General features: G+C 72.3%; 18 protein-coding genes. 11 read left to right on the top strand and 7 right to left on the bottom strand.

Translation table 11 applies throughout. The features are described 5' to 3' along the window. Positions 1-34 precede the first annotated feature (34 nt). The 3 genes from hmgA to OG430_RS38160 all read left to right on the top strand — a co-directional run bounded on the left by hmgA (position 35) and on the right by OG430_RS38160 (position 3,476). Positions 35-1,381 carry a homogentisate 1,2-dioxygenase gene (gene hmgA / locus OG430_RS38170; RefSeq protein ID WP_327357229.1) on the top strand — a complete coding sequence of 449 codons (1,347 nt, stop codon included), beginning with the start codon at positions 35-37 and terminating at the stop codon, positions 1,379-1,381. Positions 1,382-1,446: 65 nt separating this feature from the next. After that, positions 1,447-2,205: a GntR family transcriptional regulator gene (locus tag OG430_RS38165; RefSeq protein ID WP_327357228.1), complete on the top strand. Its 759-nt coding sequence runs from the start codon at positions 1,447-1,449 to the stop codon at positions 2,203-2,205. 47 nt (positions 2,206-2,252) lie between these two features. Then, positions 2,253-3,476, top strand: a complete 1,224-nt coding sequence (locus OG430_RS38160; RefSeq protein ID WP_327359416.1) for a type ISP restriction/modification enzyme — start codon at positions 2,253-2,255, stop codon at positions 3,474-3,476. Here OG430_RS38160 and OG430_RS38155 read toward each other — a convergent pair. Next, positions 3,473-4,264, bottom strand: coding sequence for an ABC transporter permease (locus OG430_RS38155; protein WP_327357226.1), 792 nt, complete (start codon positions 4,262-4,264; stop codon positions 3,473-3,475). The genes OG430_RS38160 and OG430_RS38155 overlap by 4 nt on opposite strands. A gap of 73 nt (positions 4,265-4,337) precedes the next feature. Beyond that, positions 4,338-5,054 carry a TetR/AcrR family transcriptional regulator gene (locus OG430_RS38150; protein WP_327357225.1) on the bottom strand — a complete coding sequence of 239 codons (717 nt, stop codon included), beginning with the start codon at positions 5,052-5,054 and terminating at the stop codon, positions 4,338-4,340. A gap of 86 nt (positions 5,055-5,140) precedes the next feature. Here OG430_RS38150 and OG430_RS38145 point away from each other — a divergent pair, with 86 nt between their 5' ends. After that, on the top strand, positions 5,141-6,088 hold the full coding sequence (locus OG430_RS38145) for an ATP-binding cassette domain-containing protein (RefSeq protein WP_327357224.1): 948 nt from the start codon (positions 5,141-5,143) through the stop codon (positions 6,086-6,088). Further along, positions 6,085-6,876, top strand: a complete 792-nt coding sequence (locus OG430_RS38140) for an ABC transporter permease (protein WP_327357223.1) — start codon at positions 6,085-6,087, stop codon at positions 6,874-6,876. The genes OG430_RS38145 and OG430_RS38140 overlap by 4 nt, the downstream gene beginning before the upstream one ends. Positions 6,877-6,907: 31 nt before the next feature. On the opposite strand, the gene OG430_RS38135 is transcribed toward OG430_RS38140, so the two are convergent. After that, complete coding sequence (locus OG430_RS38135) at positions 6,908-8,632, bottom strand: amidohydrolase (RefSeq protein WP_327357222.1); 1,725 nt, start codon at positions 8,630-8,632, stop codon at positions 6,908-6,910. Between the two features lie 143 nt (positions 8,633-8,775). Here OG430_RS38135 and OG430_RS38130 point away from each other — a divergent pair, with 143 nt between their 5' ends. After that, positions 8,776-9,987, top strand: a complete 1,212-nt coding sequence (locus OG430_RS38130) for a CaiB/BaiF CoA transferase family protein (protein ID WP_327357221.1) — start codon at positions 8,776-8,778, stop codon at positions 9,985-9,987. Between the two features lie 108 nt (positions 9,988-10,095). Here the strand turns inward: OG430_RS38130 and OG430_RS38125 are convergent, their stop codons facing one another. From OG430_RS38125 to OG430_RS38115, 3 genes are all read right to left on the bottom strand, one after another. Continuing rightward, the gene (locus tag OG430_RS38125; protein WP_327357220.1) at positions 10,096-10,365 is read right to left on the bottom strand and encodes a hypothetical protein; all 270 of its coding nucleotides are present in this window, start codon (positions 10,363-10,365) and stop codon (positions 10,096-10,098) included. A gap of 116 nt (positions 10,366-10,481) precedes the next feature. Further along, positions 10,482-11,294: an anti-sigma factor gene (locus OG430_RS38120; protein WP_327357219.1), complete on the bottom strand. Its 813-nt coding sequence runs from the start codon at positions 11,292-11,294 to the stop codon at positions 10,482-10,484. After that, entirely contained in the window at positions 11,291-11,839 is a 549-nt protein-coding gene (locus tag OG430_RS38115) for a sigma-70 family RNA polymerase sigma factor (RefSeq protein ID WP_327357218.1), read from the bottom strand. Before OG430_RS38115 ends, OG430_RS38120 begins: the two co-directional genes overlap by 4 nt. A 183-nt stretch (positions 11,840-12,022) precedes the next feature. Between OG430_RS38115 and OG430_RS38110 the strand changes: the two genes are divergently transcribed. The 4 genes from OG430_RS38110 to OG430_RS38095 all read left to right on the top strand — a co-directional run bounded on the left by OG430_RS38110 (position 12,023) and on the right by OG430_RS38095 (position 18,507). Continuing rightward, on the top strand, positions 12,023-13,582 hold the full coding sequence (locus OG430_RS38110; RefSeq protein ID WP_327357217.1) for a DUF4331 domain-containing protein: 1,560 nt from the start codon (positions 12,023-12,025) through the stop codon (positions 13,580-13,582). A gap of 166 nt (positions 13,583-13,748) precedes the next feature. Beyond that, entirely contained in the window at positions 13,749-15,077 is a 1,329-nt protein-coding gene (locus OG430_RS38105) for a tetratricopeptide repeat protein (protein ID WP_327357216.1), read from the top strand. 158 nt (positions 15,078-15,235) lie between these two features. Continuing rightward, the gene (locus OG430_RS38100) at positions 15,236-16,777 is read left to right on the top strand and encodes a nickel transporter (RefSeq protein ID WP_442816758.1); all 1,542 of its coding nucleotides are present in this window, start codon (positions 15,236-15,238) and stop codon (positions 16,775-16,777) included. Between the two features lie 140 nt (positions 16,778-16,917). Next, positions 16,918-18,507, top strand: coding sequence for a serine/threonine-protein kinase (locus tag OG430_RS38095; protein ID WP_327359415.1), 1,590 nt, complete (start codon positions 16,918-16,920; stop codon positions 18,505-18,507). Here the strand turns inward: OG430_RS38095 and OG430_RS38090 are convergent. Then, a complete protein-coding gene (locus tag OG430_RS38090) occupies positions 18,491-19,300 on the bottom strand; it encodes an SGNH/GDSL hydrolase family protein (RefSeq protein WP_327357214.1) in 810 nt (269 codons plus the stop codon). The two genes, OG430_RS38095 and OG430_RS38090, sit on opposite strands and share 17 nt — an antisense overlap. 752 nt (positions 19,301-20,052) lie before the next feature. Between OG430_RS38090 and OG430_RS38085 the strand changes: the two genes are divergently transcribed. After that, positions 20,053-21,144, top strand: coding sequence for a GNAT family N-acetyltransferase (locus OG430_RS38085; RefSeq protein ID WP_327357213.1), 1,092 nt, complete (start codon positions 20,053-20,055; stop codon positions 21,142-21,144). The last annotated feature ends 22 nt before the right edge of the window (positions 21,145-21,166 follow it).

Below are 21,166 nucleotides of genomic sequence, written 5' to 3'. Positions count from 1 at the left end.
CCAGGATTCCTACGGCACCCCGGGAGCAGTCACGATGAGCGGCACCACGAGCGGCGCGGCGCAGCAGGGCAGCGAGCAGGCGCGCAAGACGGCGGAGGGGCTCAGCCACCTCTCCGGATTCGGCAACGAGCACAGCTCGGAAGCCGTGCCGGGCGCCCTGCCGCACGGCCGGAACTCGCCGCAGCGCGCACCCCTCGGCCTGTACGCGGAGCAGCTGAGCGGCTCCGCGTTCACCGAGCCCCGCGCGCACAACCGCCGGTCCTGGCTGTACCGGATCCGCCCGTCGGCCGCGCACCCGAAGTTCGTCCGCGCGGACAACGGCACGCTGCGCACGGCCCCCTTCACCGAGGCGGTGCCCGACCCGAACCGCCTTCGCTGGAACCCGCTGCCCGCTCCCGCCGCGGGGACCGACTTCCTGGCCGGCCTGTGGACCCTCGGTGGCAACGGCGACGCGACCCAGCGCACCGGCATGGCCGTGCACCTCTACCACGCCAACTCCTCCATGGAGCGGCGGGTGTTCAGCGACGCGGACGGCGAGCTCCTCGTGGTGCCGGAGCAGGGCGGTCTGCTGATCCGCACCGAACTGGGCCTGTTGCATGCCGAGCCGGGCCATGTGGCGCTGATCCCCCGTGGGGTGCGTTTCCGTGTGGAGCTGCTCGAAGCCACCGCCCGTGGCTATGTGTGCGAGAACTACGGGGCGCCCTTCCAGCTCCCCGACCTCGGCCCGATCGGCGCCAACGGCCTGGCGAACGCCCGCGACTTCCAGGCCCCGGTGGCGGCGTACGAGGACGTGGAGGGCCCCTTCGAGGTGATCAACAAGTTCTGCGGCAACCTCTGGAAGGCGACCTACGACCACTCACCGCTCGACGTGGTGGCCTGGCACGGCAACCATGTGCCGTACGTCTACGACCTGAGCCGCTTCAACGTGCTCGGCACCATCAGCTACGACCACCCGGACCCCTCGATCTTCACCGTGCTGACCTCCCCGTCCGACACCCCGGGGCTCGCGGGCGTCGACTTCGTGGTCTTCGCGCCGCGCTGGCTGGTCGGCGAGGACACCTTCCGGCCGCCGTACTTCCACCGGAACGTGATGAGCGAGTACATGGGCCTGATCGAGGGCGCCTACGACGCCAAGGCCGAGGGCTTCGTCCCGGGCGGCGGCTCGCTGCACAACATGATGTCGGCGCACGGCCCCGACCGGGAGACCTTCGAGCGGGCGAGCGCCGCCGAGTTGAAGCCGCAGAAGATCGACGACGGCCTCGCGTTCATGTTCGAGACGCGCTGGCCGCTGACGCTCGCCCCGCAGGCGGCCGAGGCGGACCACCTGCAGCAGGGGTACGACGACGTGTGGCAGGGTCTGGAGCGCCACTTTCGGTCATAACCTGTGGCTGATCCAGCCACTGAAGCGTCCAAGAGTCCGCAAGGACTGAGCAGTTCGGAGAAGTCGTGACCGCGTTTGCCCCGGACTCGATCGTCCTGAACCGCAAACTGCCCCTGTGGTACCAGGTCTCGCAGTCCCTGCGCGCCTCGATCCTCGGCCGGACGCCCGACGCCCCGCTGCGGCTGCCCACCGAGGAGCAGCTCGCGGTGCACTACGGCGTGAGCGTGCTGACCATGCGCCAGGCGCTCAAGGAGCTCGAGGACGAGGGCCTGATCAGCCGGCACCGCAGACGCGGCACGTTCATCGAGCCGAGCGCCCGGCGGGGCACCCCCGTGCGGCTGCTCGGCTCGGTGGACGCGATCGTCGCCCAGCAGTCGGGCATGCGCACCGAGATCCTGGACCACGGCAGCGGGCCCGTGCCGACGGATCTCGCCGAGTACTTCCCGGACTGCCCCGACGTGGCGACGTACCACCGGCTGCGCAGCGACGAGAAGACCGGCGAGCCGACGAACCACGCACGCAACTACATACGCCCCGAGCTCGCCGCCCGCATCGACCCCGGCGATCTGGCGCGCTGGCCCATGACCAAGGTGCTGCGTGACGTGGTCGGCGTACACATCAGCCGGATCACCGACACCGTCGAGGCCCGCCTCGCCGACCCGGAGACGGCCAAGCTGCTCCAAGTCCCGCTGCTCAGCCCGATCCTGCACTACACGGGCATCAGCTACGGCGAGGACGGCCGGCCGCTCGACGTGGCCCGGATCCACTACCGCGGGGACCGCTTCTCCTTCTCGGTGACGCTGGACGCCCAGAGTCCGCACTGACCCCGAGACGGCCGACCCGCGGATCATCTAGCCCTCCCATGAGTACGATGCTGGGCGTGACGCACGATGACGCGCCGCTGCTCGCGGACCTGATGCCGTGGTCGGTCGCACCCGTGCGGCTCGGCCGTTCCTGGCCGATGGCGCCGGACGCGGCATCGCTGAGGGCGCGTTGGGACGCACTGCTCCGCGCCGAGGGCGCGGCCCGCGAGGAGCTGCTGCGGCCGAGCAGGTCGCGCACCCTGCAGAGCTCGGTCGCCCAACTCCCCGGCCAACGCAGTGGAACGGGCCGCCTCGCCCGTGAGTCGGGCCCCTGCCCCGAGCCGGTGCGGGTGCTGCACGGGCCCTTCGACGAGCAGTGGCTGATACCCGACCACCGTCTGATCGACGCCGCCCGCCCCGAGCTGTGGCGGGTAGCGGACCCGCACCAGCTGTTCCTCGTCGAGCCGGGCCAGGTGCCCGGGTCCACCGGCCCCGCCCTCGTCGCCACCGGGCTGCTGCCGGGGGGCACCTCCCGGACGGAGTCTGGGGGCGGGCGCTCCCCCGCGGGCCGGCCGGGGCGGATCCGGCCCCTGTACCGGCGGCTCGACGGCGTCGAGCCGAATCTGGCCCCGGGACTGCTCGACCTCCTCGGCGAGCGGTACGGCACCGAGGTGAGCGCCGAGCAGTTCCTCACGTGGACGCTGGCCACGGCCCGGCAGACGCCCGCAGGCTGCCGGGTGCCGCTGCCAGTCGACCCCGAACTGTGGGCGCACGGCGTCGAGTTGGGCCATCGCCTCCTCTGGCTCCAGCTGCGGTCCGGCGAGCGCCCGAAGCTCCCGGGCGGGCGCCGCCCCTATGTGCGCGCCACACTCCCCGCACGGCCCACGGAGTTGCTGTACGACCGCGAGGAGGAGACCCTGCAGATCGGCGAGGGCCGCATCTCGCCCGTGCCGCCCGGCGCCTGGGACTTCCACGTGAGCGGGGTGCGGGTGCTCGAAGCGTGGTTCGAGCGGCGTACGCACCCCGGGGAGCCAGGCACGCTCGACGCGATCCGGCCCGCTTCCTGGCCCCAGGCCTGGACTTCCGAGCTCCTTGAGCTGATCACCGTGCTGGCACTTCTTGCCGAACTCCGGCCCCGGCAGGAGGAGTTGGGAAACGCCCTCGACAAGCAGCTCGGCACGGCGGAGTTGCGCAAGGCGGGCGTGCTTCCGGTACCGGAGACGGCCCGGCGGCCGGCCTCGGTGCTCGACCACCACGAGGAGGGCCCGGACGGGCAGTTCGCCCTGCTCTAGGAGCGGGACCCGTCCCGGTGCAGCCGCCCCCGAGCCACCAGCTCCAGCACCACCGCGACCGCCACCGCCTGCACCGCGAGCAGCGCGACCAGGACGAACAGCTGGACCGCGCCCGCCTGCACCGGCGAGGCCCCGCCGAGCAGCATCCCCACGAAGGCGCCGGGCAGCGTCACCAGGCCCACGGTCCGGGTCTGGTCGAGGCCCGGCAGGAGGGCGTCGGAGGCTGCGGGGCGGGCGACTTCGAGGCGGGCCTCCGCGTCGGTCAGGCCGAGGGCGAGCCCCGCCTCCACCTCGCCGCGCCGGGTGTGCAGCTCGTCGAGGGCGCGCCGTCCCGCGAGCACGGTCACGGTGAGCGCCCCGCCGATCAGGATGCCGGTGACGGGGATGAGGGTGATGCCCTTGACGGGGACGAGCCCGGTGAGCAACAGCGCGGCGACCACGGGTGCGACCCCCGCGGCGATCGGCAGGGCCGCCCACCACCAGGTGGAGTTGGGGGTGATGCGGCGTCCGGCGGTGCGCACGGCGACGGCGTACATCAGGAGCAGGAAGCCGAGCAGCGCCGGGACGTGCCGGACGACCCAGCCGATGAGCAGGGAGACGGCGGCGAGTTGCAGCGCGGCCCGCACCCCGGCGACCGCGATCTCCCGGGCCCGTCCGCGCCCCGCGTCCGGCGCGAGCCGCGCGAAGGCCGCCACCGCGACGGCGACCACGAGGAGGACGGCGAGGACCGCCCCCAGCGTGACGTTGACGGGCAACAGCGCGGAGGCGGCGAGCGCAGGCAGGGGCACGCGGCAACCCTAGACAGACGGGACCCGCCTCAACGCAGGCAGTCCCGGCAAGACCGCCACGAGGCACGACCGGCTACCGCCCGCCCCCGAACGAATCGACCACCCGCCGAAGCATCCGCTCGAACGACTCCTCCGCGTCCCCGGGCGGCGGCCCCTGCGTGAACAGTGCCGCGAGCCGCGGGTACTCCCCCGCCGCCAGGGCGCGGGCCATGTACGCCCCGCGCACGGCCTGTTCCTGCTCCTCGGACCACGGCAGGGCGCGGCTCCGCTCGGCCATGGCGAACTCGTTGACGACGTACGTCATCACCGAGCCGTTGACCATCGCGATGAGCTCCATCTTCGTCCCGGCCGGCGCGTCCAGGCCGTCCAGGACGGTCAGGCAGTGCTCCAGGAACCGCAGCGTGCGGGGACTGGAGGCGTACGCGGCCGTCATCAGGCGGGGCAGCCAGGGGTGGCGGTGCATGAGCGCGCGGGCCTGCCGGCCGAGCGCCATCATGTCGGCGCGCCAGTCCCCGGTGGGCTGTCCCGCGAAGTCGTACTCGGCGCTGACGGCGTCGACCATCAGCTCGTACAGGTCCTCTTTGCGCGGCACGTAGTTGTAGAGCGACATGGTGCCGCAGCCCAGGTCGGCCGCCACGCGTCGCATGGAGACCGCGTCGATGCCGCCCGCGTCCGCGATGCGCACCGCCGTGGCCGCGATGTCGGCCCGGCTGTACGCGGGTTTCGGGCCACGCCCGGTGCGCTCGGGGCGCGCCCAGATCACTTCGGGTTCGGCCGCTCGGCCCGCCATTGATCATCACCTCGCCGACCATCCTCGCGCATGCCCGCACCACGGCTGCTACGTACAGCGTACGTAGTTATGTTACCGTCGATCACATGACTACTACGTACGCTGTACTTAGTGAGGGTCTGGAGAAGCGCTTCGGCGACGTGCACGCCCTGCGTGGCCTCGACCTCGCCGTCCCCGAGGGCACGGTCTGCGGGCTGCTCGGGCCGAACGGCGCGGGCAAGTCGACGGCGGTCCGGGTCCTGACGACGCTCCTCGCACCCGATGGCGGCCACGCGCGCGTGGCCGGACACGATCTCGCAGGGGAGCCGGGTGAGGTGCGCCGGCACATCGGGGTCACCGGGCAGTACGCCTCGGTCGACGGCGATCTGACCGGTGCCGAGAACCTGCGCCTCTTCGCCAGGATCCTGCGTGCGCCACGCGCGCGCGGCGATGAACTCCTCGAACGCTTCGAGCTGACGGACGCCGCGCACCGCCCGGCCCGCACCTACTCGGGCGGCATGCGCCGTCGGCTCGATCTCGCCGCGAGCCTGATCACCCGGCCCCGGGTGCTCTTCCTGGACGAGCCGACGACCGGGCTCGACCCGGGCAGCAGGGGCCGGATCTGGGACTCCGTAAGGGAGTTGGCGGCCGAGGGCACCACCGTCGTGCTGACCACCCAGTACCTGGAGGAGGCCGATCAGCTCGCCGACGACATCGTGCTGATCGACGAGGGCCGCGCCGCCCACCGCGGCACCCCCACCGCCCTCAAGGCGACGATCGGCAACTACGCCGAGGTGGTCGTCGCCCCCGACGCCGCCCCCGAGGCCCTGCACGCCGCGGCGGTCGTCCTCGACCAGCTGACCGGCAGCGAGCCGGTCCTCGACGCCGAACGCCGCACCGCCGGCGCGGTCGCCCCGGACCCGGCCCTCACCCTGCCCCGCCTGGTCCGCGAACTCGACGCGGCGGGCGTCCCGTTGGCCGACGCCAGCCTGCGCCCGCCCACCCTCGACGAGGTGTTCCTCCGCCTCACCGGCCGCAAGGAGATCGCCGCATGAGCACCCTCAGCCACGTGACGTACGACGCGAGCGCGGTCCTCGGCCGCCATCTGCAGCGCATCCGGCACGCCCCGGCCATCGCGGTCATGACCCAGACGATGCCGATCGTCTTCCTGCTCTTCTTCGGCTACGTCTTCGGCAGTGCGCTCGCCATGCCCGGCGCCGACTACCGTGCCTTCCTGGTCCCCGGCCTCCTGGTGGCCACGGCGGCGAACGGCATCATGACGGGGATGTTCACCGCCGCCCAGGACTCCCACCGCGGCGTGATGGACCGCTTCCGTACGCTGCCGATGAGCCGGTCCGCCGTGCCGCTCGGGCAGGCCGCCGCCGATCTCCTGACGACGGCCGTCGGGCTTGTTCCGCTGCTTCTCGTCGGGCTCGCGATGGGCTGGCGCATTGAGGGCTCGGCGCTTCAAGCGGTGGGCGCCTTCGGCCTGTTGCTGCTCTTCCGGTTCGCGACGACGTGGATCGGGATCCTGCTCGGCCTCGCCTCGCGGAGCGAGGAGGCTGCCGGCCAACTGGGCGGCGCGACCTTCATGCTGCCGCTGCTCTCCAACGCGTACATCCCGACCGGCAACCTCCCGGGGTGGCTGCGTACGGTCGCCGAGTGGAATCCGATCAGCGCCGTCACGACGGCGGCGCGCGACCTCTTCGGCAACGCGCCGGTCCCCGAGGGCGCCGCCTGGCCGGTGGCGCACCCCGTCGCCGGGTCGCTGCTGTGGTGTGCGCTGCTGATCGCGGTGTTCCTGCCGCTCGCCGTCCGGCGGTACGCGAACACCGGACGGTGAGCGGGGAACGTACGACCTCCGTAAGGAGGCGCTACTTCTGCGGGGCCAACTCCGGTCCGAGCGAGGCGAACTTCTCCTGGGAGACGACCCGCTTCGGGGGCCAGGTGATGTTCCTCGGCGGCCACTTCTGGCCGGTCTTCTTCAGGAACCAGGCGGGCGGCTCGTACATCGGCGGTTCATAGCCGTCCGGGAGCGCGGTCTTCCACTCCACGTCCTTCGTACGTTCCGCGAACTCGTCCTTGACCGCCTTCAGCCGCTCGGGCTGGGTGAGCAGGTCCATGGCGGTCGCCGCGAGGTACTTGGCGGCGGCGACCACGGCCGCCTGGCCGGGTGCCGCGGCGGCGCAGGCGGCGGTGGACCAGGTGTGCATCTTGGTGCCGATCGGGGCGAGGGCCGCGCCCATCGAGACGGTCGGGACGTTCCAGCTGATGTCGGCGACGTCGGTCGAACCGCCGCCCAGAAACACCGGGTTGGGCGGGGTCAGGTCGCCGATCTTGTCGTGCATCCCCTTGGCCGGCAGGCCGAGCGACTCCTGCAGCTCCTTCGCCAACTGGTGTGCCTCGTCGGCGAATTGGGGCGGGCCGATCTGTCGCATGTTCTCGTGCAGCAGCTCGGCGAAGGCCTTGGCGGGCAGCTGATTCCAGCAGGCCGAGGTGATGCGATGCCGGACCTTGGTCTGACTCGCCTTGGCCGCCGCCTCCGAGACGGCGATCACCTTGTCGAGCAGGACCTGGACGCGGGCGGGGCTGCCCTCGCGCACGTAGTACGAGATCTCGGCTATCTCCGGTGTCACGTTGGGGATGTCGCCGCCGTTGTTGATGACCCAGTGCAGGCGGCCGGACGGCGCCAGGTTCTCCTCGCGCAGGAACTCCGACATGGTCGCCATCATCACGGCCGCGTCCAGGGCGGACTTGTTGCCGAGCGGGGTGCCGCCGTGGCCCGCGACGCCGAGGAAGGTGAAGGTGACCGCGGTCATCGCGGTGGTGGAGCCCCAGCCGGTGGCGTTGGCGGTGGAGGGATGCCAGTCGAGGAAGGCGTCGAGGCCCTCGTACACACCCTTGGCGACCGCGTACGTCTTGCCGATGAGGGTCTCCTCGGCGGTGGAGCCGAAGAACTTCACGGTGACCGGCAGCTTGTGCCGCTCGGCGGACCGGGCGACGGCGGCGGCCGCCGCTGCGGCGGCCGTGCCGAGCGCGCTGTGACCGCAGCCGTGGCCGGGCCCGTAGCCCGGCGCGAACGGGTCGTGGACGTAGACGAGCGGGTCGTGGTGGCCGACGCCCTTCTTCTGCGAGAGGCCGGGCAGCGCGTCGTACTCGCCGCTGAAGCCGAGCGCGGGACCGCCCTTGCCCTGGGTGAAGGTGGCGGTGAACGCGGTCGGGAAGCCGGCGGTGCCGAACTCGACCTTGAATCCGGCCCGTTCGAGGAATTCCGCCTCGGCGAGGGAGGACTTCCACTCGCGCAGGGAGAGTTCGGCGTTCTCCCAGATCTCGGCGTTCAGGCCGGTGATGCGGCCCTTGTGCGCGTCGATCCAGTCGAGCGCACTGCCCTTGGCGGGGCTGTCCTCGGCGAGTCCGGTGGGGGCCTCGTACGCGGCGGGTGTCTCGTCGGCGGCCGCGGCCATCGCGGGATCGGCCTCGGCGGTCGTGACGGCGGCGGTCACGCCGGCCGCGCCGAGCAGCTGCATGATGCGGCGGCGGCTGAGCACGGGCGTGCCGGGCGCCGCCTCGTGCTCGTGCTGGTCGTGCAGGTCACACACGTGGGCCTCCGGGGGTGAGGTGGTGCAACTGCCGGATGAGAGGTAGGTGTAGCTACCAAGCGATCAGCACCCTGGCCCCAGAAGGTTGCTTCGTCAACATCTAAGGATGACAACGGTGTTACGCAGGGTTCAGGATCTTGCCCATGCAGACACGCACCGCCGCCCGCCGGCCGCTCCCCCTCGAAGGCATCACGGTCGTCGCCGTCGAGCAGGCCGTTGCCGCTCCCTTCGCCACCCGCCAGCTCGCCGACCAGGGCGCCCGCGTCATCAAGGTCGAACGCCCGGACGGTGGTGACTTCGCGCGCGGCTACGACACGGCGGCGCACGGTCTCGCCTCGCACTTCGTGTGGGCGAACCGCGGCAAGGAGTCCCTGGCGGTGGACCTGAAGGACCCTCGGGGTCTGGAGGCGGTACGTCGCCTCGTCGCGGACGCCGACGTGTTCGTGCAGAACCTGGCGCAGGGCGCGGCGGCCCGGCTCGGCCTGGACGCGGCGACGCTGTGCGCCCGGCATCCGCGGCTGGTCGCGGTCGACATCTCGGGGTACGGCGCGGGCGGGCCGTACGCCGACAAGCGGGCGTACGACATGCTCGTGCAGTGCGAGGCGGGCCTGGTGTCGGTGACGGGGACCCCGGAACAACCGGTGAAGGCAGGCATTCCGGCGGCCGACATCGCGGCGGCGATGTACGCGTACTCGGGGGTGCTCGCGGCGCTCCTTCGGCGGGGGACGACGGGGCTCGGCGGGCCGGTCGAGGTGTCGATGCTGGAGTCGCTCGCGGAGTGGATGGGGCATCCGCTGAATCTCGCGATGCACGGGGGTGAGCCGCCGGCGCGCACGGGTCTGGCGCACGCGGTCATCGCGCCCTATGACGCGTACGGGACGGCGGACGGGGCCCGGGTGCTGCTTTCGGTGCAGAACGACCGCGAGTGGCAGCGGCTTTCTGAACTCGTGCTCGGGCGGCCGGGGTTGGCGGATGATCCGGCGTTCGCGACGAACGCGGCGCGGACCGCGCGTCGGGAGCGTACGGACGCACTGGTCGCGAAGGCGCTCGGCGAACTGACGGCGGACGAGGCGATGGCGCGGCTCGACGCGGCGGGCATCGCGTGTGCGCGGCTGCGGGATGTGCGGGAGGTCGCGGCGCATCCGCAGTTGGCGGCGCGCGGCCGGTGGCGGGAGGTGGGTTCGCCGGCGGGTCCGCTGCGGGCGCTGCTGCCGCCGGTGACCTGGGTGGGCGGGGCCGAGGCGGCGATGGGGGACGTGCCCGCGCTCGGCGAGCACACCGAGGTGCTGCTGCGTGCCGTGGGGATGACGGACGCGGAGATCGCAGCGATGCATCAAGACGGTGTGATCGCCTGAGCACGGAACGTAACGCGTGGTACTGACAGTTGGGGAGGGCCCGCGAACCGCGGGCCTTCCTGACGTCTGGCCTTGCGGCCTTCTGCCGAGTCGCTCGGGGCGGCCGGTTCAGCGGCTGCCGAAGAGCGAGCGGGTCAGCCGTCGCAAAGGCGCGAACAGCGAGACCCGCCGCACGCGGGCACCGGGGCCCGTGCGCTCGTGCGCGCGGTCACGCGAGGTGAGCTCGCGCATCAGCAACGTCGCTTCGGCCGACTCGCGCTGCGGGACGACAGGGCCGCCCAGCACCGACAGATGACGGTCGAGGCGCGAGCTGGTCGCGCTGCTCCCACACGTGATCGCAGGGACCCGCGCCCTGCTGCGCACTGTTATCTGTTCCATGTCACTCCCCACCCGTACGAGGGCACCCGGCCCTGGGCAGGTTAACCCTATCGCCCTCTCATGACACTCGTGTATCCCGGTCACGGGATTCACCTCCCTCGTAAGGATGTTGACGATTACTCTCCGAATACGCCTGATTCCAGGGCGAGTTGGACAGTGGGTGTTCGAGTGGGCCGTACGGATCCGCCAGCGGGTTCGTACGTGACTGCCAGTCGCGTGGCCCGGCGGTCCAGGCCCTCGGCCACCACGGGCGTGTCGCCGTCCAGGAGCCCGAGCGAGCGGGGGTTCCCGGCGCCCATCAGCCACAGTTGCGGTACGCGGCCGGCGGGTGCGGGGCCGAGTCCCGTGACGGTGATCACTGCCAGGTCGAGTTCCGGTGAGGCAACCACGCCGATGGTGCGGCCCCTCGCGTCGCGGTCGCCGGTGGCGCGGGCGTCGGGGGCCGCGAGCACCTGGGCCACCTCCCGGGCGGCGGCGCGTTGCTCGTCGAGGCGGTCCTGGGTGTCGAGGAGACGTACGCCGAGGAGCACCGCGGCCACGAGGGCGAGCGCCGCGGCGGCCGCGGCCACGGGGCCGGGAGCGAACCGGCGGGCACGCGCGCGTGCCGGCTCTTTCGCCAGAGGCGCCCGCGACCGGGGCACCTTTGACCCGGACTCCGTCGTTCGAACCGCCGCTGCTTTCCGGGGTCGTTCCTGCTCGGTGACGCGCACCTCGCCGAGCACGCGCTCCCGCAGTGCCGCGGGCGCCCCCACCGTGACGGCCGCGGCGAGCCGCACCGTGTCGTCGGTGAAGGCACGCAGTTCGGCGGCGCACGGTGGGCAGCGTCGCAGATGCCGCTCGAAGCGGCGCAGTTCCCGGGGGCCGAGCGCGTACAGGGCGTACGGCACCACCAGCGAATGCCGGTCGCGGCCGGGCAGCCCGGGGATCATGCCGCACCCGCCCGGTCCAGGCAGCCGCGCAGCCGCTGCAGTCCGTCCCGCATCCGGGTCTTGACCGTGCCGAGCGGGACGGCGAGGCGCTCGGCCACCTCGCGGTAGGTGTAGCCGTCGTAGTAGGCGAGGGTCACCGACTGGCGCTGCAGGGCGGTGAGGCGGTCCAGGCAGCGGCGCACCCACTCGCGTTCCAGGCCCTCCTCGACCGCCTCCGCGACCTCGTCGAAGGCGGTGACGTGGGAGCGCCGGCCGACCCGCAGCTCGCGTTCGCTCGCGGCCCGTGCCGAGCGGACCCGGTCGACCGCCCTGCGGTGGGCGAGGGTGAGGATCCAGCCCAGCGCGCTGCCCCGCTCGGGGTCGAAGCGTCCGGCGCCCCGCCACAGTTCGAGCAGCACCTCCTGGGTGACCTCCTCCGACTGTGCGGGGTCGCGCAGGACTCGGCGTACGAGCCCGTACACCGGCCCCGACACCAGCCCGTAGAGCTCTTCGAACGCCTGCTGGTCGCCCTCCGCCACCAGCGGTAACAGCTTTTCCGCCTCCACCCTGTCCCCCCATCCGCCGCCTGTGTCCGTCACCGGGTCATTCGCACCGGGCCCGGAACTGGATGGGATCCGGGGGCAATCCGCCGCGGCCGCCGCCGCGAATGGCATGGCATCAGGACCCCGTGGGGCCCGGTCTGGACCCCACGGGAACGGGAGCGACACAGCGACATCAGGACGGACGCGATGACATCAACAGCCAGGAGCAGGCGGGGGCGGGGGCCAGGACGCAGGGGTCTCGCCGCGCTGGTCTGCGGCGCTCTGGCCGCTGGGGGGCTCGCGGCCGCGGGCACCGCAGCACTCCAACCGGGCGCGGCCGGCGCCTCCAGCCACCGGGAGGCCCCGCTCATCTCGGGGCAGCCGCAGTACGACACCACGGACGTGTACGCGTTCGTGAGCCCGGACCGGCCGGACACGACGACCCTCGTCGCCAACTGGATCCCCTTCGAGGAGCCGGCCGGCGGCCCGACCTTCTATCCCTTCGCCGAGGACGCGCAGTACGACATCCACGTCGACAGCGACGGCAACGCGCAGGGCGATCTGCTCTACCGGTGGACCTTCGACACGAAGACCAAGAACGGCAACACCTTCCTCTACAACACCGGCCCGGTGACGTCGCTCGACGACCCGGACCTCAATGTGACGCAGACGTACGACATCGACGTACTGAAGCTGAAGGACCAGAAGGTCGTCTCGACCACGAAGCTCGCCGACGACCTGCCGGTCGCGCCTTCGAATGTCGGCAAGGCGTCGATGCCCGACTACAAGAAGCTGCGGGATCAGGCGGTACGCAAGGTCAGCGGCGGCTCGACCTCCTATGCCGGGCAGGCCGACGACCCGTTCTTCGCGGACCTGCGGGTCTTCGACTACGCGTACGGCGGCGATCTGTCCGAGGTCGGCCGGGACACCCTCAAGGGCTACAACGTGAACACGGTCGCCCTGCAGATACCGACGGCGCAGATACGTCAGTCGGCGAAGCAGCCGATCGTGTCGGTGTGGTCGACGACGCAGCGCAAGAACGCGAGCGGCAAGTGGACACAGGTGTCCCGGCTCGCGAACGCACTGGTCAACGAGGTCGTCGTGCCGATGAAGGACAAGGACAAGTTCAACGCGTCCTCGCCCTGGAACGACGCCGACTTCCTGCCGTACGTCACCAAGCCGGAGCTGCCCAAGCTCCTCGAGGCCATCTACAAGATCAAGGCCCCGGCGGAGCCCCGGGGCGACCTGGTGTCGGTGTTCCTGACCGGGGTGAAGGGCCTCAACCAGCCGCCGAACGTGAAGCCCGCGGAGGCGCTGCGACTCAACACGTCGATTCCGCCTTCGAGTTCGCCGAAGCGGCTCGGGGTGCTCGACGGGGACAACGCCGGATATCCGAACGGGCGCAGGCTCTCCGACGACGTGCTGGACATCTCGCTGCAGGTCGTCGAGGGCGAGCTGACCGGGGCGAAGAACGACCTCGGTGACGCGGTCGACGCCAATGACATGGCGTTCGGCAAGAGCTTCCCGTATGTGGCGCTGCCCACGTCCGGGTCGCGCGGTCCGCTGGCCGGGAGCAACGGGCAGGGCGCCGCGATGCCCCGCAACGCGCTCAACGGCGGTGTGACACCGGCCGGTTCGGCCGGTGACGGCGACTCGACGCTGCTGATGGCGTCGGCGGCCGCGGGTGGCGCCGGGGTGCTGCTCGTCGGGCTCGGTCTGACGTGGTGGCGGATGCGGCGGCGGTCGTCCGCCGGGCCGGTGCTGTGACCGGTGCAGTGACCGGTGCTGTGACCGGTGCTGTGACGGCTGGTGCGCTCTCTTGAACCGGCCCTCGTGAACTGGCGCGGCCCGCGCGCGTTGTCCTCCCCCGCGCGGGCCGCGCCCTCCATGTGTCCCCCTACCCACTTGTCCCGTATGAGGAGAGGAACTTCAAATGGTCCGGCTACAGGGGCGTTCGGCGGTCGCCGTCGTCGCGCTGGCGCTCGCACTGACCGCGGGGGCGGTTGCGATCGGCGGCGAGGACGAGGCACCGCGGGTCACGACGCAGGCGCCGGCGCCGGCCGCCGATCCGGCGGGGCTCGGCGGGGCGGACCTGACGCGGGCGGTGGCCGCGCTGCAGGGGCGGTTGCGGGACCGGCCGAAGGACTTCGCGGCGTGGGCGCAGCTCGGCACGGCCTACGTCGAGCAGGCCCGTACGCTCGGCGATCCGTCGCGCTATCCGCAGGCCGAGCGCGCGCTGGACCGCTCGCTCGCACTGCGCCCGGCCGGCAATGACGCGGGGCTCGCCGGGCGGGCCGCGCTGGCCGCCGCCCGGCACGACTTCGCGGGGGCGCTGCGCTCGGCGCGGCAGGCGCTCGCGGTGAACGCGTACAACGAGCGCGCGCTCGCCCTGCGGATCGACGCCCTGGTCGAACTCGGCCGCTACGACGAGGCGTTGAAGGCGGCCCGGGACGCGGACGGGCGCCGGCCCGGGATCCCCGTCTTCACGCGCTTCGCCTACGTCCTCGAACTGCGCGGCGACGCGAAGGGTGCCCGGCGGGTGCTGAAGCTGGCGCTCGGCTCGGCCATGGGCCGTGGGGATCGCGCGTACGTGGCGACGGAGCTGGGCCAACTCGCCTTCCGCCACGGCGAGTTCGGACAGGCGCTGCGCTGGTACGGGCAGGCGCTCGGGGCCGACCCGGAGCATCTGCTCGCCCTGCAGGGGCGGGCCGCGGCGCTGGCCGCGCAGGGTGCGGGCGAGCGCGCGGTGCGGGAGCTGGAGTCGGTCGTACGTCGCTTCCCGCTGCCGGGGCCGCTGGTGGCACTCGGCGAGCTGTACGAGGCGCGCGGGCAGCGGGAGCGGGCACGGGAGCAGTACGCGCTGATCGCCGACTGGACCGGGCTGGCCCGGGCGGTCGGGGTCAACACGGACCTGGACACCGCTCTCGCCCTGGCCGACCACGGCGACGAGCGGGCCGCACTGACCGCGGCCCGCGCCGAGTGGTCACGCCGCCGCACGCTCCACACGGCGGACGCGCTGGCCTGGGCCCTGCACGCCGACGGACAGGACGAGGAGGCCCTTCGGTACGCCCGCCGCGCGACCGGCACCGCCTTCCGGGATGCGGCGTTCCTCTACCACTTGGGGGTCATCGAGCACGCCGTGGGCGACAGGGCGGCAGCTCGCCGGTCGCTGTCTGAGGCGTTGGAGTTGAACCCGGGGTTCTCCCCGACGGGGGCACGGGCGGCACGGGCTCTGCTGGATGCGGCCGGGGGTGCGAGGTGAGCCGGGGATACGGGGTGAGCCGGGGGTTCGAGGTGAACCGGGGGTTCGAGGTGAGCAAGACCCCGCACACTGCCACGCGCCGCCCGCGCAGCTCGTTCGGGCCCAGGGGCACCTCGCTCAGGCGCTCGCCCATCCGGGGCGCCGAGCTTCGGCCCGAAATGCCCGCGCGCGGGACGGGGCCCGTTCGGCTCGGCCCCCGCCCACCCCGACGCGCCTCCGGCTCACGCCGGATCCGGCGCCGCCTGCTCGCCTGCCTCGTGCTCGTCCTCGCAGGCGTCACCGCCCTGGTGCTCCTGCCCGTGCAGCGCGCGTCCGCGCACCCGCTCGGCAACTTCACCGTCAGTCGTTACGACGGGCTCGTCGCCTCGCCCGGGCGGCTTCGGGTCGAGCATGTCGAGGACCTCGCGGAGATCCCGGCTCGGCAGGCCCGTCCGGCCATCGACCGGGCGGGGAGGGGGAGTTGGGCCCGTGCGCGGTGTGCGGATGCGGCGGGCGGGATGCGGGTCACCGTCGACGGGCGGGCCGCTCGGGTCCGGCTCGACTCGAGTCGCGCCCTGACCCGGCCGGGGCAGGCGGGCCTGAGCACGCTTCGGGTGGAGTGCCGGCTCAGCGCCGCGCTGCCCGCGGGTCGTGGCTCGGCGGTGCGGTTCGACGCGGGGGACGACGGGCCCGGCTGGCGCGAGATCACCGCCCAGGGCGACCGGATGACCCTGGCCGCGTCCGACGTACCGAAGCGGTCGGTGTCCGGCAGGCTCACGACGTACCCCCAACGCCTGTTGTCCTCCCCGCCCCACCGCACGTCGGCCGCCCTCCGGCTCACCCCCGGCGGCCCCTCCCTGGCCGCGGAGCGCCCCGAGTCCCCCGCCGCCTCCGTGCTCCCCCGCGGCGCCGACCGCTGGACGCAGGCCCTGACCGGCCTGGTCGCCCGGCACGACCTCACCGTCGGCGTGGCCGCGCTCGCGCTCGCCACCGCGCTGCTGCTCGGGGCGCTGCACGCGCTGGCCCCCGGTCACGGCAAGACCCTGATGGCGGCGACCGCCGCGGCCGGGGGCCGCAGTTCGCTGCGGGACGTCCTCGCGCTCGGCGCCTCCGTCACGGTGACGCACACGCTGGGCGTCCTCGTCCTCGGGGCCGTCGTCACGGCCGGTTCGGCCGCGACGCCTTCGGTGGTCGCCTGGCTCGGCCTGGCGAGCGGGGCGCTGGTGACGCTGGCCGGGGTCGCCCTGGTCCGCAGGGCCTGGGGGCTGCGGAGGGCCGGCGCGCACGGCCACCACGGGCACGGACACACGCATGACCACGGGCACGGACACACGCACCACCACGGCCTCGCGCACGACCACGAGCACCTCCACCCCAAACCGCGCCTCCGCGACCCCCTCCTCCTCGGCCTCGCCGGCGGTCTCGTCCCCAGCCCCTCCGCCGTCGTCGTGCTCGTCGGCGCGGCCGCCCTGGGCCAGGCCTGGTTCGGGTTCCTGCTCGTCCTCGCCTACGGGGCCGGCCTGGCCCTGACGCTCACCCTCGCCGGGCTCACCGTCGTGCGGGTCGGCGGGCGTGCGGCCCGCCTCCTCGACGCGCGCCGGGCCGGGCGCGGTCGGGCGGCGGTGCTCGCGCGGCGGGCCCTGCCGCTCGGAACGGCCTGCGTGGTCGTGGCACTTGGGTGTGGATTGGTACTCAAGGGGGCGGCAACGGCGCTCGGTTGAGATACTTTTGTGCGGAATGCTGTAGATGGGGGGCGCCCGTGAGTGACGTGCCAGGCACAGCAGGCCACGGCCACGGGCCGGGCGACGGACGGTTGATCGCGGGCCGCTACCGCCTCCTCGACCGGCTCGGCGAGGGCGGCATGGGCACGGTCTGGCGCGCCCGCGACGAGGTGCTCAAGCGCGAGGTCGCCGTGAAAGAGGTGCGCGCCCCGGCCGGTCTTCCCAGACCCGACGTGGAGCGGCTGTACGCGCGACTGGAGCGCGAGGCCTGGGCCGCCGCCCGGGTGTCGCACCGCAGCGTGGTCACCGTCTATGACGTGGCGACCGAGGGGGACCGCCCCTGGATCGTGATGGAGCTGGTCCGCGGGCTCTCCCTGTCCGAAGTCCTGGACGCCGAGGGTACGTTGACGCCGCAGCGCACCGCGCACATCGGGGCCGAGGTGCTCGCCGCCCTGCGCAGCGCCCATGACGTGGGCGTGCTGCACCGCGACGTCAAACCCGGGAACGTACTCCTGTCGAACGACGGCCGGATCGTCCTGACCGACTTCGGCATCGCCATGGTCGAGGGCAGCTCGGCCCTCACCATGACCGGCGAGGTGGTCGGCTCGCCCGAATTCCTGGCCCCGGAGCGGGCGTTGGGCCGCACCCCGGGACCGGAATCCGATCTGTGGTCGCTGGGGGTGCTCCTTTACGCGGCGGTCGAAGGGTATTCGCCGTTCCGTCAGGACACCCCGCTCTCCACGCTCCGCGCGGTCGTCGACGAGGAGTTGCCGCCGCCGCGGCGCGCGGGCCCGCTGGCGCCGGTGATCGCCGGTCTGCTGCGCAAGGACCCCGCCGAGCGGATGTCCGCGGAGCAGGCGGAGCGCGACCTGCGGCTCGTGGGCGCGGGCGGCACCCCGCGCGCCGACACGGCCCAGGCCGCCGCGTATCTGCCGACGGCCGCGGCGGAGCGGCCCACCCCGCCGACCCCGATCCCCGCCACCGCGCCCAGCCCTTCCTTCGGGCCGGCCACCACCACGCAGACCACGACCGCCCGGCCCCGACGCGCGGCGTTCGCGCTGATCGCAGGGCTGGCCGCACTCGCGCTCGCCCTCGGCGGGCTCACGTACGCCCTCGTCAACCGCGACGACGGCGGGGGCTCCGGCGGCGGCTCGAACGGCGGGAGCGGCAACGGCGGTTCGGACTCCGGCGGCTCCGGCGGCTCGAACGGTTCGAGCGACAGCCCGAGCGGCGCGGACGACGGCGGCTCGCAGAGCACCGGGGACAACGGCGGCGGGGACGACGGCGGCAAGAACGGCGGCAACGGCGGTGCGACGACGCCCCCGCCCCAGTCCGTCAAGGTCACCGTCAGCGGCGCGAGCACCGACTACACCGGCACCTGCCCGCCGACCGAGTACCCGGCCTTCACGGCGTCCATCACGGTGGGCCGGGTGCCGGTCGCCGTCGAGTACCGCTGGGTGACGGCGCACGGCGAGCCCTCGGACCCAGACTGGAAGGCCTTGGACTTCGCCGAGGGCGGCGGCAAGACCCAGGAGGTGAACCATACGGAGGCCGGGTACGAAGCGAACGGGACCGTCGAGAACGAGATGGGCGTGGAGGTCCGCAAGCCGCTCGCGGCGACCTCCAACTCCGTTGCGTACACCGTGGTGTGCGAGGAGGAGCCCCCGACGGACGGAGGCTCCTACACGCCGGACGTCGAAGCGCAGGCAGTACTTACACGGCGCCGCTGAAGGTCGGCAGATAGCCGCCCGACTGGCCCGCCGCGGTGGGGTGGTAGGACTCGCCGATGTTGCCCCAGTTCACGCTGTGCAGCCAGGCGGAGCCGGAGCAGATCTCATGGCCGGTGAAGGCCGGGACGACGCCGGCGAAGGTGAAGCCGTGGTCGGCGACGCGCTTGGCGGTGGCGGCGTTCAGATAGTCGGCGGCACCGTTTATGGCCGTCCGCTCATTCTCGGAGAGGCCGAGGGTGCAGCTTCCGTTCAGTTTGTAGAAGCGGGGGTAACCGAGCACCACGACATGGGCGTTGGGGGCCTTGGAGCTGATCGCCGAGTACGTCTTGTCGAGGTTGCCGGGCAGGGTGGTGTCGACGTAGCGCTTGGCTTCGTTGACGCGGGCGATGCAGGAACTCTCGGACTGCAGGACACAGGTGGTCATGACGTCGGCGAACCCGGCGTCATTGCCGCCGATGGAGATCGAGACGAGTGTGGTCGAGGAACTCAGCGGGCCCAGCTGGTTGTTCACCACATCGCCCGTACGCGCGCCCGAGCAGGCGGTGAAGGAGAAGGCGGCGGGTGCGTGGGCGTTCTTCCAGAGGACGGGATAGGCCTTGGTGGAGCGCTTGCAGTCGCCGCTTCCGCTGTCGTAACTGCCGGCCCCGACACCCGAGGAGTAAGAGTCGCCGAGGGCCACATAGTTGATGGCTGCCGCCTGTTCGGCGGACTTCGCCGGTCCCGCCCCGATGAGGGCGAAGCCGGCGGCCAGGAGGAGTGAGGATGCATATGCCGTAATACGGGACAGTCTCATGGAACCTCCCTTGGCAGGATCTCTGCCTCACCTTTGGTAACACGTACTACCCGACGGTAGGGAGTGTCCATGCCAAGAAGGTTCCGCACAGAAAGCTTCACTTACGTGGGGTTTGACTCGCGTAGACACACGGAACGGACGGCACTGCGATCAAGCTCCGCTCCGTGTCGAACAGGTGACTCAGCGTCAAAAATCCCACCCTGCACACAGGTTCCACGTCTTGACGCGCCGTAACGGCTTGCGCGACATTGAAGCCCGGCATCCGGCGCGCTGGGGGGCAAAGTCGCCAATGCAGACCATCAGTGAAAACTCATCAGCAACGGACAGATCGGGGCGGGGGCCGCGGGGAGCGTTCGGCGCGCACCCCGGGGACGGGATGCTGCCGTTGCTCGCCGGCGCGGCGGTCGCCGTCGCCGCCGTCGGGGCGGTGCTCGCACTCGCCGATCTCGAGTCGCCGCTGCGCGGACCGTTCGCCCTCTTCTTCCTGATCGCCGCCCCGACGGGCGCACTTGCCACCGTTTTGCGCGGGTTGGAACCGTGGGGGCGCGTAGTGGCGTCCGTAGCAGGAGGAGTCACCGTCAACCTGCTGGTGGCTCAAGGAATGTTGGCCACGCACACGTGGTCGATCCGCGGGGGCACCGCGGCAGTGGGCGCCCTCAGTCTCCTCATCGCTCTCCTCACACTGGCAAGACGCCCGGACCGCGCGCGACAGGCGGGCGCTTCGGGCACAGCGAGAAGTGGGACCTCCTGAAGTGGACATCAGCGTGTACCGCCCAGGTGAGTTGACGGCCGCCGACCGGGCGGCCTGGACTGCGATGCAGTCGAAGGCGCACCTGAACGGCGCTCCGGAGCTGGCCAACCCCTTCCTGTCCCCCGAGTTCACCCTCGCCGTCGGCCGCTGCCGGCGCGGAGTGCGGATCGCCGTGGTACGCGAAGGGGGCGAGCCCGCGGCCTTCTTCCCGTTCCAGAGATCCGCCACCGGCGTCGGCCGGGCCGTGGGACTCGGCGTCTCCGACTGCCAGGGCCTGGTGCACGGACCGGATTTCGACTGGGACGCACGCGAGCTGCTCGAGGCGTGCGGGCTCGCGGTCTGGGACTTCGACCATCTGGTGCAGGGGCAGGACCCGTTCGAGGCGTGGGCCGCCGGCACCTACCCGTCCCCCGTGATGGACATCGACCAGGGGTACGCGGCCTATCTGGCCCAACTGCGCACGCGGTCCCCGAAGTTCACCCGGACGACGCTGGCCAAGGAACGCAAGCTCGGCCGCGAGGCCGGCCCCGTGCGCTATGTGCACGACGAGCGCGACCCGCGGGCGCTGCGCACCCTGATGGCGTGGAAGTCGGCCCAGTACCGCCGGACCGGTCGCAGTGACCGCTTCGCGCACGCCTGGATCAGCCGGCTCATGGCGCAGCTCTTCCACACCCGCGGCGACTCCTTCGGCGGACTGCTCTCGGTGCTCTACGCGGGCGACGTGCCGGTCGCCGCGCACTTCGGGCTGCGCTCCGAGCGGATCCTCGCCTGCTGGTTCCCGGCCTACGATCCCGCGTACGCCAAGTACTCCCCCGGACTGATCCTGCATTTGAAGATGGCCGAGGCGGCCGCCGCGGACGGCATCGCCTATTTGGATCTCGGCCGGGGACAGAAGGAATACAAGGATTCCCTGAAGACACGGGAACTCACCGTGTCCGACGGGTGGGTGACCCGCCGTCACCCGGTGGCGTTGGGACATCGGGCGCACCGCGCTCCGGTCCGCGCCCTGCGGAACACCGTGCTGCGCCGGCCCGAGTTGTTCGAGCCGGCGGATCGACTGCTGAAACGGATCGGAAAGATCCGTTCCAGCTGATCAGGAAAAAGCAAAAGGTCGG

The sequence above is a fragment of the Streptomyces sp. NBC_01304 genome, assembly GCF_035975855.1.
Taxonomy (GTDB): Bacteria; Actinomycetota; Actinomycetes; order Streptomycetales; family Streptomycetaceae; genus Streptomyces.
The sequence above is the reverse complement of the archived record's forward strand: the minus strand, read 5'-3'. Positions and strand labels throughout refer to the sequence as shown.